Here is a 16,074-nt window from a genome sequence, read left to right on the forward strand (position 1 = left end):
AAATGTTTGCAGATGGTGGCGTAGAAAACGTCTTGCGCATGGAATTGGACCATGTAGTCTCATTTCAAAATCCAGAAGGGGACCACACAGCATGAGCATGTTCGCTTTCGGCGGCCTTCTCGCGCGCTCCTGCGCCATCGCCACCCTCCTCGCCGCCACCCTCTCCGCCGCGCCGCTGCGGGCCGAGGAGAAGCTCACCGTCCGGCTCGATTTCTCCCCCTGGGGCGTGCATGCGGGCATGCACCTGGCCAAGGAGAAGGGCTGGTTCAAGGAGGCCGGGCTCGACGTGGACGTCCAGGATGGCCGCGGCTCGGGCAACACGCTGCAACTGGTCAATGCCGGCCAGGTGGATGTGGGCCAGATCCAGCTCGGCCTCTTGCCGCAGGCCCGGGAGAACGGCTCCACCGCCAAGGGCTTCGCCGGCTGGGATAAGCGCACCGACCTTGCTGTGCTGGTGGACAAGGACTCGCCCATCTCCAAGGTGGCCGACTTCAAGGGCAAGAGCCTGGTCGTGTTCGCCGCCAGCCCCTGGGCGCCCTTCATCGACTACTGGCTGAAGCAGGGCGGGCTCGACCGCACGACGGTGAACGTGTTGTTCGTGGACCCCGCCGCGCTCTGGGGCACCTACACCGCCAAGCGGGCCGACGGCCTCATGTCCACCGAGCCCTCCGCCTTGCCGGTGGCGGAGGCCGCCCGTCCCTCCAAGGCCATCCTCGCCGAGGACGTGGGCATCGCCTTTCCGAGCTATGGCCTCATCGCCACCGAGAAGACCATCGAGGGCCGCAAGGCGGCGCTTCAGTCCCTGGTGAGCGTGCAGCAGAAGGCCTGGGCCTATATCAAGGACGGCCATGTGGAAGAGGCGGCGGATGCAATCATCAAGCAGCGGCCCGATGCCAAGCTGAACAAGAAGGTGCTGATGGACCAGATCAAGCTGACCATCGACTTCTTCGACACCCCCAACACCAAGGGCAAGCCCATCGGCTACCAGTCGCCCGAGGACTGGACGAGGGCGCAGAAGTCGCTGGAAGCGGCGGGTGCCATCAAGCCGGGTGTGGACCCGTCCTCTTACTTCACCAATGACTTCGTGAAGTGAACGCGCACACCCCCACCCCCCATCCCGCTCCCGCACGGACGGCCATGGCCTATCTCTCCATCGAACAGGTCCGCAAGACCTACGGGTCGCCCCGCGGGCCGGTCCATGCCCTCAAGGACATCGGGCTCGCCGTGCGCGAGGGGGAGTTCGTCTCCATCCTCGGCCCCTCCGGCTGCGGCAAGTCCACGCTGCTCAAGTGCATCGCCGGCCTTGAGCCGGTGAGCGGCGGGCAGATCGCGGTGCAGGGGCGTCCCTTGAAGGGGCCGCCGGAGGACATGGGCATCGTGTTCCAGCGGGACGTGCTGCTGGACTGGCGCACCATCCTGGACAATGTGCTCATCACCGCCGAGTTTGCCGGCCTCAACCGTGCCGCCATGCGCGAGCGGGCGGGGCAGTTGCTCCAGCGGTTCGGGCTCGGCGGGTTCGAGAACCGCCACCCTTGGGAATTGTCCGGCGGCATGCGCCAGCGGGCGGCCATCTGCCGGGCGCTATTGTGCGACCCCAAGCTCCTGCTCATGGACGAGCCGTTCGGCGCCCTCGACGCCATGACGCGGGACGACCTCAATTTGGAGCTGGCGCGCATCTGGCAGGATACGCGAAAGACCGTGGTCTTCGTCACCCACGGCATTGCGGAAGCCGTCTTCCTGTCCGACCGGGTGGTGATGATGGATCGCAATCCCGGCCGGGTGGTGGAGGTCATCGACATCGACCTGCCCCGGCCCCGCCACCTCGCCTTGCGCGAGACGCCGGAGTTCGGGCGGTACACCGCCCATATCCGCCATCTGTTTGCCAGCCTCGGCGTGCTGAAGGATGATGCCTCATGAGCGGACCGGAGACTGCCGTCATGCCCGCCAGCCAGGAAGCCCCCGGCCAGATGCCCAGCCGCGTCATGCCCCGCCTGCTGGCGGCGCTGCGGGAGGCGGGCATGGTGGTCGGGCTCATCCTCGGTGTGCTGGTGCTGTGGGAGGGCGCGGTGCGCATCTTCCAGCCGGCGCCCATCATCCTGCCCTCGCCGGCCTTGATTCTGGAGGAGTTCCTGCTGGCGCCCAGCTATTTCCTGCGCCAGACCCTGTTCACGCTCTACACGACGCTGGCCGGCTTCGGCCTTGCGGTGGTGCTGGGCCTGACGCTGGCGGTGGGCATCGTGCATTCCCGCTTCCTGGAGCGCACGGTCTATACGCTGCTGGTGGCGCTCAATTCCGTGCCGAAGGTGGCGCTGGCGCCGCTCTTCGTCATCTGGATGGGCACCGGCATCGAACCCAAGATCGCCATCGCCCTGATGCTGGCTTTGTTCTCGGTGGTGATCGACGCGGTGCTGGGCCTGCGCACCGTCGACCCGGACATGGTCAATCTCGCCAAGGCAAGCCGCGCCTCCACCTTCGACATCCTGCGCAAGATCCGCTTTCCCAATGCCCTGCCCAGCGTCTTTGCCGGGCTGAAGGTGGCCATCTCCTTCGCGCTGGTGGGGGCCATCGTGGGCGAGTTCGTGGCGGGATCGGAGGGCCTCGGCTTTGCCATCCTCACCGCGCAGGGCCAGTTCGACACGCCGCGCGTCTTCGTGTGCCTGATCCTGCTCGGCCTTCTCGGCACCTTGCTCTTCTACATCGTGGAAGGACTTGAGACCTTGCTCCTGCCCTGGCACGTCTCCCAGCGCGCGGCTCATGGGGGCGGACACTGAGCGGGCCGGCGGAACCCCTAGCGACCCCAGCTGCGGCCGGACGGGCGACCCTCCGGCCGCAGGCCGTTTCCGCGCGCCTGGCGCTGATTGCCACCGCCATATTGTGGGGCAGCAACCATGTGGCGGCGCGGGCCATCCATGAGGCGCTGCCGCTGGCTTCGCTCATCTTCTGGCGCTGGGGCCTTGCCTTGGCGGTGCTGCTTCCCTTCGCCTTGCCCGGCCTGTGGCGGCACCGGGCCGTGGTGCGCGCCCATGCCGGGCGGATCGTGCTGCTCGGCATCCTCGGCGTCGGCATGTTCTCGCTCTTTCTCTATGCCGGGGCCTATTACAGCCTTGCCTTGGAGGTGGGGCTGCTGAATGCCACCACGCCGGTCTGGGTGGTGGTGCTCACGGCGCTGGCCGGCGCGCCCAGGGTGACGGGCCGGCAGATTGCGGGCGTGCTCCTGGCACTGGCGGGCGTGGTGGTGATCCTCATGAAGGGGTCCCTTGCCGGCCTGTCGGTGCTCGAATTCCGCATCGGCAATCTCTGGTCCCTGCTCGGGGCCATGGTCTTTGCCTGGTACACCCTGGCGCTCGGCGCCCGGCCGCTGCCCATCCCGGCGCTCAGCCTGACCACGCTGACGGCCGGCAGCGGTTTCGTCTTCATCATCCTGCCGGTCTATGCGGGCTTCCTGCTGCTGGGTGGCGCGGACCCGCTTTTGTCCCTCCATCCGCCCACCGACGTAGCGGCGGCCACGGCCTATATCGCCTTCGGCCCGACCCTGGTGGGCAATCTGTTCTGGATCTTCGGCGCGTCCCGGCTCGGCGCGGAGCGGGCGGGTCCGTTCCTCTATCTGATGCCCCTCGCCTCGCTGGTCCTGTCGGTGACGCTGCTGGGCGAGCCGCTGGCCCTGTTCCAGCTGGTGGGCGCGGCCGCCATCGTGGGCGGACTCATTCTGTCCAACCGGGGCACGCCGCCTCACTCCGCGCCCTCCTGAGAGCGACGCAGGTTTGCGATGGCGACGCTTGCCGCCATGCGAACATGATGGCGCGCCGCTTCCCGCGCCGCCACGCCGTCCCGCGCCATCAGCGCCTCCACCAAGGCGGCGAGTTCGGCGATGGACTGCTCCGCTCGGCCCGGCGCCTCCAGCGAGGTGGCGCGCAGCACCGTGATGCGGCAATTGAGCAGATGCAGGCTCTGTCCCACCGCCGCATTGCCCGATCCCGCGATGAGGTCATCATAGAATTGGGTCTTGGCGGTCAGCCACGCAATGGGATCGGTGGCAAGGCTCGCGGACTTCAGGCCCTCGAGCGCCGCGTGCAGGGCCACCCGCGCCGCCCCATCGGCCCGCTGCGCGAAGAGAAGGCTCGCCAGCCCCTCCAGCTCGCAGCGCACCTCATAGATGCCTTCCGCCTGCTCGGGCGTGAGGCCCGCGACGATGGGCCCGCGATGGGGCAGCACCGTCACCAGCCCTTCGGATTCCAGCTGCCTGAGGGCTTCCCGCACCAAGGTGCGGCTGACGCCCGTCAAATCGCACAAGGTCCGCTCGGGGAGCCGCTCGCCGGCACGGAAGCGGCCGAGGGCGATGGCGGTGCGGATGCTTTCCACCACGCCATGGCGGAGCGGCGCGGCGAAGCGAGCCACCTTGAAGCCGTCATCGCCGGCTGCTCCTGAGGCTGTGGGCTGATCCATGGCCGTGCTCCTGGTCCTCTCCTCCCGTGTGTCGTGTTCGGGCTGCTGCCTTGTGTCGCGCCTCCTCCCGCCTTTCTCCCGCTCGGGCTTTTTGCCCTCTCACTATCCCTCCCGCGCTTTGCCCCCTCCCTAGCCCTCCCCCGCTTTGCGGGAGAGGGAACGTTCGTGCGCCCGGTCAGGGTGGGACTTTGCCCGCCATGGCAGCTGTCACCCCGACCTCTCCCCCAGCGCGACCGGCCCCCTCTCCCGCGAAGCGGGGGAGGGTTGGGGAGGGGGAAGCATGAACGCGAACGCCCCAGCACCAACATCCCCGCCGATGGCGAGGTGGAGGGATGCGGGAGCGGCCGGCGCGCGGCGGCGCGCCAGATGGGTAATGGGTAAGACGTCGGAGCCTCGCTCCGTCCGCTCCCGCGCGGGGATTTGTGGCCTCGGCCCCTCAATGGAGACTGTGAATCACATCCAGAACGACATTAATAGGTCCTGAGCGTAGAGAGGCTATCGCGTTTTCAGGCAGAGCTAGAAATCCATTTTCGTGAGACAGATCGACTTGCCGCGATCATCCGCCAAACACTCGCTAAGGTCGTCATCAATGAGTGAATGGATAATCGATACTGTCATCAATCTTCAGTCAAGGGGCATATTGCGCGTCGAAGATGGAAACCATGGGGAGTCGAGGCCGAGGCCTGACGAGTTTGGGGATATCGGTGTGGCCTTTATCAGGGCGGCCGACATGTCAGATGGCGCTGTTCTGTTTGACAGTGCGTCGAAGATAAACAATAGGGCTCGGGAACGCATCACTAAAGGAATTGGGAAACCTGGAGACGTCATAATTTCGCACAAGGGCACAGTTGGGAGAATAGCGCGAGCACCCTTAGATGCCCCGGAGTTTGTGTGCAGCCCACAAACAACATTCTGGCGAAGCACAAACGAAGATATTTTAAATCAAGATTTTCTATATATGAGATGGCCGAAATTCGCCGAAGAATTCCAGGTTCGCTCGGGCGAAACCGATATGGCAGGCTACGTAAGCTTGACCTCTCAACGATCTCTCGTGCTCTCTATACCACCGATGGAACTCCAGCGCCCCATTGGCGCGCTTATGTCGACGCTCGACGAGAAAATAAGGCTTAACCGGCGGATGAACGAGACGCTGGAGGCGATGGCGCGGGCGATCTTCAAGGATTGGTTCGTCGATTTCGGCCCGACCCGCGCCAAGATGGAAGGCCGCCCGCCCTACCTCGCCCCGGACATCTGGTCCCTCTTCCCTGACCGCCTCGACGATGAAGGTAAGCCGGAGGGGTGGGGAATGGCCAACCTTGGAGCGATGACAACCGAACTTCGCAGAGGCATTTCGCCTTCCTATGCAGCCGCAGGCGGAGTGCGCGTTCTGAACCAGAAATGCATTCGGGATCGGCAGGTGGATCCCGGCCCAGCACGCCGCCATGACCCAGAGAGACGGATGATAGATGGCCGATTGCTTGCGATTGGAGATGTACTGGTCAACTCGACAGGGGTAGGCACTCTCGGGCGTGTTGCCCAAATTGTTGAGCTGGAAGAACCCACTATTGTAGACAGTCACGTTACAGTGGTTCGTGCTGACCCGAGCCTCGTCAGCTCGTCCTATCTCGGACTGAACCTAACCAGCCGTGAAACGGAAATTGAGGCGCTCGGTGAAGGCAGTACCGGGCAAACTGAACTTGCGCGCGCACGGCTGTGGTCTGGGGCATCATCCTGGCCAACGCCGCCATGAGCGACTCCATTGCGCTGTTCCACCAGAACCACGGCAATCTGGCGAACCCGGCCACCGCGCTCAGCGTCACCGCGATCGGCGCGGCGCGCGCGGCCATGGCCCGGCAGACGGGGCTTGACAAGAAGACTATCCTCAATGTCCGGCCCGCCTATCTCATCGTGCCGGCATCGCTCGAACTCGCCGCCGAGCAGCTGGTGGCGCAAAACCTCGTGCCTGCCCAGACCGGCAACGTGGTCCCGTCCTCGATCCGAACTCTGACGCCGATCTCCGAGCCTCGTCTCGACGCCGCGAGCCTTACCGCCTGGTATCTGGCAGCGAACCCCGCCCAGATCGACACCATCGAGTACGCCTATCTCGAAGGCCAGCAGGGCGCCTACATCGAGACGCGCAACGGCTTCGACGTCGACGGTGTCGAGATCAAGTGCCGCCTCGACTTCGGCGCGAAGGCGATCGACTGGCGCGGCCTCTACCGCAATCCCGGCGCGTAATCGCCGCCGGAACTCTTCCCCAACACCTGACCCCCTCGGAGAAGTCCCATGCGCGGCTACATCCAGCCCGGCAACACCATCACGCTTCCCGCCCCCTATGCCGTGGCTTCCGGTGACGGACTGCTGGTCGGCGCGATCTTCGGCATCGCGACCGGATCGGCTGCCATCAACGCCGAGGTCGAGACCCTCACAGAAGGCGTCGTCGAACTGCGCAAGGCCCCGTCCCAGGCATGGGTCGTCGGCGCGCGCATCTACTGGGACAACGCCGCACGTCTCGCGACGACCGTGATCGCATCGAACACCCTGATCGGCGCAGCGACCGAGCCCGTAGCAGGCGGCGCCAACGATACGATCGGCCGTGTGCGGCTGAACGGCGTGGCCTAAAGGTCGCCACGGTCCCAGTTGAGGGTCGCTATCCGCGAATCGGCGCCGAAGGTTCCACGCGGAAACTCAACCCCCTGTCGAGGGAACTCGCATAGGGCCTGGACACCGGATGGGCTGAGCCGAATGCGCCAAGTTTGTCGGTCGACCGGTGCAGGCCTTGCGAAGGCGCGGCACATCAGGATCGCGAGATTGGCCCGTCGATCTGGATCGCGCACCGACTGATAGCGGATCACATCAGCATCCGCCGATCGGGCGGCGTCAGCGAAGGCCTGGCAGGGACCGTAGTCGGTGAGATCCGTCCAGAGGCCGCTGTCTTGCGAGAGCGGTTCGCTCATCAGATCGAGCAGTCGCTCACTCGACACCGCAGCCGAGAAGGCCGTGTACTCGGCCGCGTCGGAGGGCCAGGGCGTGGCGGGCGACTCGGCGAAGAACAGGAGCCGGTAGAACGCCATCTCGGCGACGGCGGTCGCCGGGTGTTCCGCCGCGTAGTAGACGCCAAGCGTGCGCCCTGCGCGCCGAAAGCGGGACCCTGTAGGATAGATCGCGCCATAGCGGAACGGCGTCGCCAGCAGGAAATCAAGATGGCGGCAGTCCGGCGGGATCGCGGGTTTCGTCTCCTCGATTAGGTCTTCTAGCAAGGACTGTTCAGCGAGCGTGTCGGTCAGCTTCAAGGTCGAGACACGGTGCTGAGCCTCGACGAGCCGCCAGCACGCGCCGTCGAAGCGACGGAACTCAGACGAGAGCGCGACGCGCGTCCAGATAGGCAATGACATCGACGAGTCCGCTCACGGTTTGCACCTTCTCGATCGGCTGGGCGTCGAGAGCGGTGTTGGGATTGACGAGCCAGCTTGCCGCGATCCTGGCGTCGCCTCCCGCAATTGCGTCGAGGGAGCGGAACAGACGCACGAAGAGGATCGCCAGCTCGAACGGCTTCGTCCCAGGCTCAAGACCGAATTCGCCGCGCTTCATGCGCGAGACCGTCGCCTCGCTGACACCGATGACGGTGGCGAGGATCCGTGCGGTCACGCCCAACTGATCCGCGGCACGAAGAGCAGCCTTGGTGACAACCGGGCCGGCTTCCGGGCGGGCGGCGGCGGACAGAAGAGTTGTCATGGGCGTCTCCTTTCTAGAAAAACTATATGGCATGAAACTTCCTAAGGAAAGGAAAATCCGTGGAGGCCTTTCGTGCCGCGCTCGACACCCTGTTCGCGGACCCAAACCTCGGCGAAACCGCCATATGGCAAGCAGGCGGCGTCGGCCCGAGTGTCCCCGTTCGCGTCATCCGCCGCCGCCCGGACGCCGTGGTCGAGTTCGGCGCGTCCCGCGCCTTGATGGCGACCGTTCTCATCGACCTGCGCAGGACCGATGCTGCGGCAATCGATGAGGGCGATCTCGTCGTGATCGGGACGGAGACCTTCAAAATCATCGGCTCGCCGGCATCCGATCCCATGGGGCTCGTCCTCTCCTGCGAGGCGGTCAAGGTCTGATCCCATCCGGGCAGTTCAGGAGCTGAAAGCGCGGGGCTACAAGGTCCTCTTCTATCCCTTCATCATGATGGACATCCCGCCGCCCGATCCGGCGCCGTTCCCCTGGCGCGGCAGGATCACCGGCCCTGCGGCGGATGTGGCCGGGTTCTTTAACCGCCCGGCGGGGTATCTGCGCTTCATCCGCCACTGCATGACGCTCTGCGAGCAGGCGGGCGGCGTCGACGCCTTCGCCGTCGGCTCGGAGATGGTCGGCATCAACCGCATCCGGGATGCGGGCGGGGTCTATCCTGCCGTGCCGTTCTGGCGACAGATCGCGGCGGAGGCTAAGACGCGGCTCGGGGCGAACTGCACCGTCACCTACGCCGCCGACTGGTCGGAATACCGCTATCATGATCGGGGCGGTGCAAATGTGGACTTCCCGCTCGACGCCCTCTGGGCCGACAGCAACATCGATGCAGTCGGCATCGACGCCTATTTCCCCATCACCGACGCCGACCGCTCGCTGACCGACCCGGCGGCGATCGGCGCGGGCTGGGGTTCGGGCGAACTGATCAGCTACTTCTATGCGAGCGAGGCCGACCGGGATCTCGGTGGGCGCGGCGCCAACCGCATCCAAGCGCCGATCACCGAACAGTTCTGGGCGCTCAAGGACCTGCGCTGGTGGTGGGACAACGCCCACACCCCGCGCGTGGCAGGCGTGCCGACGGGACCTGCGAGCGCATGGACGCCGCGGATGAAGCCGATCTGGCTCACCGAATACGGCTTCCCGTCGGTCCATTGCTCGCCGAACCGCCCGAATGTCTTCGTCGATCCGAAATCCGCCGAGAGCTTCTACCCCTGGTACTCGAACCGATCCGTCGACCGCGTGGTCCAGCGCGTCGCCATCAAGGGCACCGAGGATTGGTGGCGCAACCTCTCGAACAATCCGTTCGACGGCCAGGGGCGGCGGATGGTCGGGCCGCGCTTCCTCTGGTGCTGGGATGCGAGGCCTTACCCCTTCTTCCCGTCGCTGAAACGGGTCTGGCAGGACGGCGACAATTATCGCCTCGGCCATTGGGTTCAGGGAAAGATCGGCAACATGCAGCTCTCCGAGATCGTGCGCGATCTGTGCCTTCGCGCCGGGCTTTCCAATGCCGACATCGACGTGACGAGCCTCACTGACGAGGTGTCCGGCTACGTGGTGTCAGAGCGCAAGTCGCTGCGCGAGATGATCTCCGTCCTGCAGACCGCGTTCTTCTTCGACGCTGTGGAGAGCGGCGGGGTGCTGCGCTTCGTCAAGCGCGGCGGCGGCACCATCGTCGCCATCGACGGCAACGATCTCGGCGCGGCGGAAGGCGATGGCGACCGGGCGCGCATCCGCATCGAGCGCGCGCAGGATGTCGAACTGCCGATCTCGATCGATGTCGTGCATCTCGACGAGGCCCGCGACTACCAGAGTTCGACCGTCACGGGCCGGCGGCAGCTTGGCACATCGCGCAGCGTCACGACCTTCTCGCTGCCGCTGATCCTCTCGGTCGAGGAAGCCCAGACCATCGCCCAGCGCGCGCTCCGGGAGATCTGGCAAGGCCGCGTCACGCTGGAAGCCAAGCTGCCGACCCGGGCCATCCGCATCGATCCGACCGACGTGATTGAAGTGCCGGTCGATGGCGCGATCCGCCGCTTCCGGGTGACGTCCGTGACCTATGGCAAGCCGGGGCTCGTGCTGGTGCGCGGCGTCGCGACCGATGGCGACCTGCCGCAGTTCGTCACCGTTCCGACCGGATCGGGCGACCTGCAGCCGAACGTGCCCGACACCGCCGCGCCGACGCGGGTCGAACTGATGGACCTGCCGTTGCTGACGGAAGCCGAGGCAGGCGAAGCGACCTCGTTCTACATGGCCGCGTGCTCGCTCGGCGGCGCGCCGTTCCGGGGCGTCTCGCTGTTTCGGCCCACAGCGGACGGGCTCGACTACACCGTCTCTGGCGTCGCCGACGTGGCCTCGGTGATCGGCGACGCCGTGACCGCGCTGGCGCCGGGACCGGCGCATGTCTGGGACAATGGCAACACTGTCGAGGTGCAACTCGCCTTCGGCTCGCTCGAAAGCTTGCCCGATGCCCGTATCCTCGATGGCGCGAACGGCGCGCTGATCAATGGCGAGATCATCCAGTTCGCCAACGCGGTGCTGATCGGGCCGGGACGCTATCGACTCTCACGCCTGCTGCGCGGGCGGCTCGGGACGGAGCACCGGATCGCGACACATCCGATCGGCTCGCGCTTCGTGCTGCTCGATCCCGGCCGGCTTGAGCGGCCGACCTTCTCGGCTTCCAGCATTGGCCTCGCCATCGCCTGGCGTTTCGCGCCGGCGCCGCAGGGGCCGACCGGCGATCAGTCCGGACAGATCAGCTTTGCGAATGGCGGCGAGGCCCTGAAGCCATGGTCGCCCGCGCATGTGCGGGGCGCGCGCAATGGCGCGGGCGATCTGTCGATCAGCTGGGTCCGCCGCACCCGCTATGGCGGCTGGTGGCGCGATCTGACGGATGTTCCCGTCAACGAAGAGACCGAGCGCTACGAGGTCGACGTGATGAACGGCGCGACCGTGGTGCGCACGCTTCCCGCGTCCGCGCCTGCCGCGATCTACACCGCCGCCCAGCAGGTCACCGATTTCGGATCGGCGCAGGCGAGCGTCACCGTCCGCGTCGTCCAGCTCTCGACCGCGATCGGACGTGGCACGCCGGCCGTGGCGACGCTCTGACCCCGATCATCTGACGCCGGCCATCTGATCCCGAAACCCGACCAAGGCGCTCCGACCGAGCGCCTTGAAGGAGCCGTCATGACCACACCGAACCTTGGCCTTCCCTTCATCCTGCAGGGGCAGGCGCAGAAGGAGGTTACACATAACGAGGCGCTGATCCGGCTCGATGCGCTCGTGCAGGGCAGCGTGCGCAGCCGGACGCTGACAACCCCGCCCGGATCACCTGTCAACGGCGAGCGCTGGATCGTGCCCTCCGGCGCGACCGGCGCATGGGCCGGACAAGCGGGCCGGATCGCCCACTGGAACGTCAATGCCTGGGCGTTCTACGTGCCCGTCACCGGCTGGCGCTATGATGTCGAGGACGAGCGGCTCACGGTCGTCTGGGCGGACGCCGAATGGCGCGATCGCATCGTCGGCACGCCCAATGGCGGCGCGATCCGGCTGGTGGCGCTTGAGCAAGAACTCGTTCTGACCGGCGCCTTCGTCGACACGACCACCGCCGTGATCGCCGACCGCATGATCGTGCTGGCCGTTGCCTCGCGAACCACCCAAGCGATCACAGGTGCAACATCCTACTCGGTAGGCGTCGCCGGCAACACCAGCCAGTTCGGCGGCTCGCTCGGCATCGCGGTTGGTTCGAACAACATCGGCGTGATCGGCCCGACCGCCTTCTACGCCAACACGCCGATCCGGGTCACGGCGGCTGGCGGCAACTTCACGGCAGGCCGCGTGCGCGTCGTCCTCTACGCGCTCGCCTTCACTGCGCCGACCGCGTGATCTGAACCCCAATACTCAGGAGATTGCGATGAAGAAGGATCTGCTCTGGCCGAGCGCGCCAGGCGGCGGCGCTGACGTGCCCGGCGGCATCGCGGGCCATGTGCGCGGCGCTGCCCTGGAGGATCAGGATGGCCGCGTCGCGCCGATGGTCAGCATTCTTGGCGCGCCCACGAAGTTCCGCGACGCCTTCGAGGCGTTCGACACGACCACGCGCTGGAACGCCGTCCAGATCGCGCCCGGCGACATCGTGCAGGTCGACGGCAATGTCGCGGGCGCGAGCTATCTCGTGATCTCGAAGGACCCGCTTTCCGAGGCGACCGAAACCATCATCGAGACGCTCGACAGCTTCACCATGCCCGTGCGCGTCGCCGCTGGCATCTCGCTGTCGCAGCGGATCAACGGGCAGGAGTTCTCGCTGGAGCTCGTCTCGACCGATGACTGGCCGGGCGTCGTGCCGCTCGTTCCGGCAGGCCCGGTCACCATCGGCTCGATCTCCCAGGCGGCCACGACGCTCAGCGTCACGACCGCTGCGCCGCATGGCCTCAGGATCGGCGAGCGAGTCTCGATCTTCGGCGTCCCCGACAGCCGCCTCAACTATCCCTGTCTTACCATCGCGACGACGCCGACGCCCACGAGCTTTACCGCCACGGCCGGACCGCAAGGCACGATCCCCTCGGTGACGGCCGGACCGTTCACAAGCGGCTCCATCATCAAGGCCGATCCGCTGGGCTATGCCCGCAACGGATCGAGCCTCGTCTTCGAGGGTACGACCGCGACGAACGAGAGCTACTACGTCCGCTCCGAGGGCGGCGATGCGCTGCCGTCGGGCACGATCGCAGGCAACCATGCCGCTGCCTTCTCGGTGTCGACGGCCGCCACCCAGCTGGTCGCGGCGGCGGGGGCCTATGCGTTCGCGCCAGCCGCCCTGTTCGAGATCCTGCCCCAGCTCGAAAAGGTCACCTTCAGCGGCTCTGCCATCGACAGCGCCGGCGCGATCTCGGCCATGTTCAAGCGCACGCAGGTCGTCCCCAATCCGGCCCGCGACTACAAGCTTCGCCTGCGCGCCAAGAACCACCGGTCTCTGTCACGCCCCGTCGGCAGAATCGTCTCCGCGGCCAAGGCGGGTTCGGCGACGGTGACCATCACCTTCGACCAGCCGCACGGACTGACGGTCGCCGATCTCGTGGTGGTCTTCGGCATCCGCGATCAGGTGAACTTCGCCAATCTGGCGATCCCGACCGCCGTCGCAAGCGTGCCCAACGCCACGACGATCACGATTCCCATCGGCGCATCGGCGACCGCGACGTCCTTTGGCGGCGTCGTCATCCGGGTGAATGGCGGCGTGTTCGGAGCGCCCATCGGCCAGGTCGCGCAATCGGTCGCCCGCACCGCGAATGTGCTGACGATCACCGGTTCGGCCGCCTGGTCCGGACTGCAGATCGGCCAGTACGTCAATCTGCATGGCGTGCGCGACGCCGTGTCCGGAGCCGATCTCGGGCTTGACGGACCCTACCGCGTGCGCGATGCCGCAACGACCACGCTCATCCTCGAACCCATCGGAGCAGCCCCGACTGGCGCCGATATCGTCACCACGAACTGCGGCGGCGCGGTCCTTCCGCGCACAGATTTCCGGGTGCATTTCATCCGTGTGATGGAGTTCACGCGCCTCATCACTGAATCCATTGGCGGCTTCGGACGGGCCGACCAGATGGATGCTGCGCCGGTCCTGGTCACGAATGCCGTCTCGGCGGTCACCGTGACCGGTGGCGTCGCGCAGGACGCTGTCGCGGGCAACCCTGTCGGGATCGGCGCGCGCGCCGCCAACGCCAACCAGGAGGCGATGTCGGCGACCGGCGATCTCGTGCACCTCATGGCGACGATGATCGGCGCGCTCGTCAACAAGCCGTTCTCGATCCCCGAGGCCGATTGGACCTATGCGCCAGCCGGCGTGATCGCCAACACGGCGGATGTGGTGATCGCCGCTGCCGCCGGTGCTGGCATCCGCCGCTATGTCACCGCGATCCAGGTGATCAACACCAACGCGGTCGCAACCGAGTTCGTGATCAAGGACGGCGCCACGGTGATCTGGCGCATCTGGCTGCCCGCCAGCATGACGACGCCGTGGGACATCGACTTCCCCACGCCACTGCGCTCCAGCGCCAATGCCGCGCTCAACGCCGCCGCCATCACCAGCGGAGCCAGTATCTATCTCGACGCGCAGGGCTACACCGCGCCCTGAACCGCCCCCGACTTGGGCTTTGGCCACAGGCGCGCACACGGCGCGATAGTCCCACGCCCGCATGTCTGGCGCAGCCGCGCTCGCATTGGCCACACGGCGCGCCCTGTGCGCCACCACGGGCCAACCCGAAAACCAGAGGAAGAAACCATGCCCGCAGCAGCTGCGGCGGCCGTCACCGTCGCCCCTGAAACCTTGACGATCACATGGCTGGTCGCTGGCGGGATCATTGCCGAACTCCTGATCCTGATCGTCTTCTTCGTCCGGGTGGCCTGGTGGCTGTCCCACCGCTTCACGTTGATCGACGCGACCCTTGCCGCGAACGCCAAGGAGATCGTCGCGCTCAAAGCGGATGTCTCCAATGACATCGCCGGCCGCAAGGTCGTGGCCGAGGCCCGCACCGACATCGCCCAGATAAAGGCGACGTTGAGCGAGTTTCGAGAACGCATCGACCGGATCGAAGCCAATGAGGATGGGCGCAAGCACGCCTGATCCGCCGCCCTCAACCCCAACCGCAACCCGACCGAAAGCCCGCCCCCAACAGCAATCCGGAACGGATTGCGTTCCGCAATCCTATGCCGGGCTTCGTCGTTTCAGGAGGTCGCAATGCTGCCTGCCCAATACCTATGGCTCGAAGCCAAGCCCGGCCCGCGCATGATCGTCGAAGCGCTGAAGGAATTCGGCACCCTCGAAGCGCCCGGCACCGCCGACAATCCGAAGATCATCAGCTGGCAGGCGGAACTCGAAGCCGCCGGGCTCGGCCGCGCCTATGCCGGCGTCTACCGCCACGACGCAATCCCGTGGTGCGGCCTGTTCATGGCGATTGTTGCCCACCGCGCGAACATCGAACGCCGCCCAGAGCGCAACCCGCCGCGCCTCTATCTCGCAGCCCACGAATGGGCGTCCTTCGGCGTCTCGGTTCCGAAGGGCGCGGCTGCACTGGGCGATGTGCTCGTCTTCAAGCGCAAGGGCGGCGGGCATGTCGGCCTCTATGTCGGCCACGACGCCTCAGCCTTCCACGTTCTCGGCGGCAATCAATCCGATCGCGTGATGCTTTCCCGGCTCTCAAAGCAGCGCCTCGTGGTGGTGCGCCGCCCGGCCTATCGCGCCAAGCCCGCGAACGTCCGCCCGATCCCTCTCGCTGCGAGCGGAAGCCTCTCCGTCAACGAGGCCTGATCCAACCCAACCAAGGAGACTATTATGAACGCCGTTCTTCAGTTCGGTGCGGGCTACCGCACCTACATCATCGCCGCCGTGCTCGTGCTGGTCGTCGTCGTCGAGAAGGGCCTCGGCATCGATGTGCCGGGCGTCGATGTCGGTTCCGACTGGCTCACCCACGTCCTGGCCGCGCTCGGCCTCGGCACGCTGCGCGCCGGGATCAACGGAGCGAACAAGTGACCGGCTGGATCGCTCTTGTCCTCATCGTCGCGGTGGTCATCGCCACCGCGGCCATCTTCGCCGTCGGCCGAAAAGCGGGCGTCGCCACTGAGGCGGCGAAAGCCCGCGAGGCCGAACTCAAATCCCAGAAGGAGGCCTCCGATGCAAAAGACCGCATGCTCGAAGCAGGCGCTGCCGCTCCTCGTGATCGCGACGCTCTCGCTGACCGCCTGCGCGACGGCACCTTCTAGACGCGTTGTCGTCTGCCCGCCGGTCGCGGCTTACGACCGCGCATTCCAGGCACGCCTTGCCGATGAAATCCAGCGCCTGCCACCCGGCGCGGCGGTTGAACAGGCGATGCTGGATTATGCCCGCCTGCGCGATCAGGCGCGGGCATGCTT

18 protein-coding genes are annotated in these 16,074 nt (G+C 66.3%); 15 read left to right on the plus strand and 3 right to left on the minus strand.

Annotated elements, in window-relative coordinates; translation table 11 throughout:
• The first annotated feature begins 91 nt into the window (after positions 1–91).
• The 4 genes from J5J86_RS00605 to J5J86_RS00620 all read left to right on the plus strand — a co-directional run bounded on the left by J5J86_RS00605 (position 92) and on the right by J5J86_RS00620 (position 3,748).
• Complete coding sequence (locus J5J86_RS00605) at positions 92–1,093, plus strand: ABC transporter substrate-binding protein (RefSeq protein ID WP_247657838.1); 1,002 nt, start codon at positions 92–94, stop codon at positions 1,091–1,093.
• 44 nt (positions 1,094–1,137) lie between these two features.
• Complete coding sequence (locus J5J86_RS00610; RefSeq protein ID WP_209105157.1) at positions 1,138–1,917, plus strand: ABC transporter ATP-binding protein; 780 nt, start codon at positions 1,138–1,140, stop codon at positions 1,915–1,917.
• Positions 1,914–2,771, plus strand: a complete 858-nt coding sequence (locus tag J5J86_RS00615) for an ABC transporter permease (RefSeq protein WP_247657840.1) — start codon at positions 1,914–1,916, stop codon at positions 2,769–2,771. Before J5J86_RS00610 ends, J5J86_RS00615 begins: the two co-directional genes overlap by 4 nt.
• 101 nt (positions 2,772–2,872) lie before the next feature.
• Complete coding sequence (locus J5J86_RS00620) at positions 2,873–3,748, plus strand: DMT family transporter (protein ID WP_209102989.1); 876 nt, start codon at positions 2,873–2,875, stop codon at positions 3,746–3,748.
• Here the strand turns inward: J5J86_RS00620 and J5J86_RS00625 are convergent.
• Positions 3,730–4,443 carry a GntR family transcriptional regulator gene (locus J5J86_RS00625; RefSeq protein ID WP_209102990.1) on the minus strand — a complete coding sequence of 238 codons (714 nt, stop codon included), beginning with the start codon at positions 4,441–4,443 and terminating at the stop codon, positions 3,730–3,732. The two genes, J5J86_RS00620 and J5J86_RS00625, sit on opposite strands and share 19 nt — an antisense overlap.
• A 706-nt stretch (positions 4,444–5,149) precedes the next feature.
• Between J5J86_RS00625 and J5J86_RS00630 the strand changes: the two genes are divergently transcribed.
• From J5J86_RS00630 to J5J86_RS00640, 3 genes are read left to right on the plus strand one after another with little or no spacing between them, the layout of a single operon-like run.
• Positions 5,150–6,193 (plus strand): restriction endonuclease subunit S, encoded by a 1,044-nt coding sequence (locus J5J86_RS00630; RefSeq protein WP_209102991.1) that lies wholly within the window; start codon positions 5,150–5,152, stop codon positions 6,191–6,193.
• A complete protein-coding gene (locus J5J86_RS00635) occupies positions 6,190–6,681 on the plus strand; it encodes a phage major capsid protein (protein WP_209102992.1) in 492 nt (163 codons plus the stop codon). Before J5J86_RS00630 ends, J5J86_RS00635 begins: the two co-directional genes overlap by 4 nt.
• 48 nt (positions 6,682–6,729) lie before the next feature.
• Positions 6,730–7,065 (plus strand): DUF2190 family protein, encoded by a 336-nt coding sequence (locus J5J86_RS00640; RefSeq protein WP_209102993.1) that lies wholly within the window; start codon positions 6,730–6,732, stop codon positions 7,063–7,065.
• On the opposite strand, the gene J5J86_RS00645 is transcribed toward J5J86_RS00640, so the two are convergent.
• Positions 7,062–7,838, minus strand: a complete 777-nt coding sequence (locus J5J86_RS00645) for an RES family NAD+ phosphorylase (RefSeq protein WP_209102994.1) — start codon at positions 7,836–7,838, stop codon at positions 7,062–7,064. The genes J5J86_RS00640 and J5J86_RS00645 overlap by 4 nt on opposite strands.
• Positions 7,798–8,178 carry an MbcA/ParS/Xre antitoxin family protein gene (locus tag J5J86_RS00650; RefSeq protein WP_209102995.1) on the minus strand — a complete coding sequence of 127 codons (381 nt, stop codon included), beginning with the start codon at positions 8,176–8,178 and terminating at the stop codon, positions 7,798–7,800. The genes J5J86_RS00645 and J5J86_RS00650 overlap by 41 nt, the downstream gene beginning before the upstream one ends.
• A gap of 59 nt (positions 8,179–8,237) precedes the next feature.
• Between J5J86_RS00650 and J5J86_RS00655 the strand changes: the two genes are divergently transcribed.
• The 8 genes from J5J86_RS00655 (at position 8,238) to J5J86_RS00690 (ending at position 15,924) form a co-directional block, all read left to right on the plus strand.
• Positions 8,238–8,552, plus strand: coding sequence for a head-tail joining protein (locus J5J86_RS00655; protein ID WP_209102996.1), 315 nt, complete (start codon positions 8,238–8,240; stop codon positions 8,550–8,552).
• 64 nt (positions 8,553–8,616) lie between these two features.
• Positions 8,617–11,283, plus strand: a complete 2,667-nt coding sequence (locus tag J5J86_RS00660; protein ID WP_209102997.1) for a baseplate multidomain protein megatron — start codon at positions 8,617–8,619, stop codon at positions 11,281–11,283.
• A 78-nt stretch (positions 11,284–11,361) separates the two neighbouring features.
• Positions 11,362–12,060, plus strand: a complete 699-nt coding sequence (locus tag J5J86_RS00665; RefSeq protein ID WP_209102998.1) for a DUF2793 domain-containing protein — start codon at positions 11,362–11,364, stop codon at positions 12,058–12,060.
• A 28-nt stretch (positions 12,061–12,088) separates the two neighbouring features.
• Entirely contained in the window at positions 12,089–14,299 is a 2,211-nt protein-coding gene (locus J5J86_RS00670; RefSeq protein ID WP_209102999.1) for a hypothetical protein, read from the plus strand.
• Between the two features lie 147 nt (positions 14,300–14,446).
• Complete coding sequence (locus J5J86_RS00675; protein WP_209103000.1) at positions 14,447–14,788, plus strand: hypothetical protein; 342 nt, start codon at positions 14,447–14,449, stop codon at positions 14,786–14,788.
• A gap of 114 nt (positions 14,789–14,902) precedes the next feature.
• Entirely contained in the window at positions 14,903–15,472 is a 570-nt protein-coding gene (locus J5J86_RS00680; RefSeq protein WP_209103001.1) for a TIGR02594 family protein, read from the plus strand.
• 24 nt (positions 15,473–15,496) lie between these two features.
• Positions 15,497–15,694 (plus strand): hypothetical protein, encoded by a 198-nt coding sequence (locus J5J86_RS00685; RefSeq protein WP_209103002.1) that lies wholly within the window; start codon positions 15,497–15,499, stop codon positions 15,692–15,694.
• Positions 15,691–15,924 (plus strand): hypothetical protein, encoded by a 234-nt coding sequence (locus J5J86_RS00690; RefSeq protein ID WP_209103003.1) that lies wholly within the window; start codon positions 15,691–15,693, stop codon positions 15,922–15,924. The genes J5J86_RS00685 and J5J86_RS00690 overlap by 4 nt, the downstream gene beginning before the upstream one ends.
• Positions 15,925–16,074: the final 150 nt, after the last annotated feature.

Source organism: Aquabacter sp. L1I39 (assembly GCF_017742835.1).
Taxonomy (GTDB): Bacteria; Pseudomonadota; Alphaproteobacteria; order Rhizobiales; family Xanthobacteraceae; genus L1I39.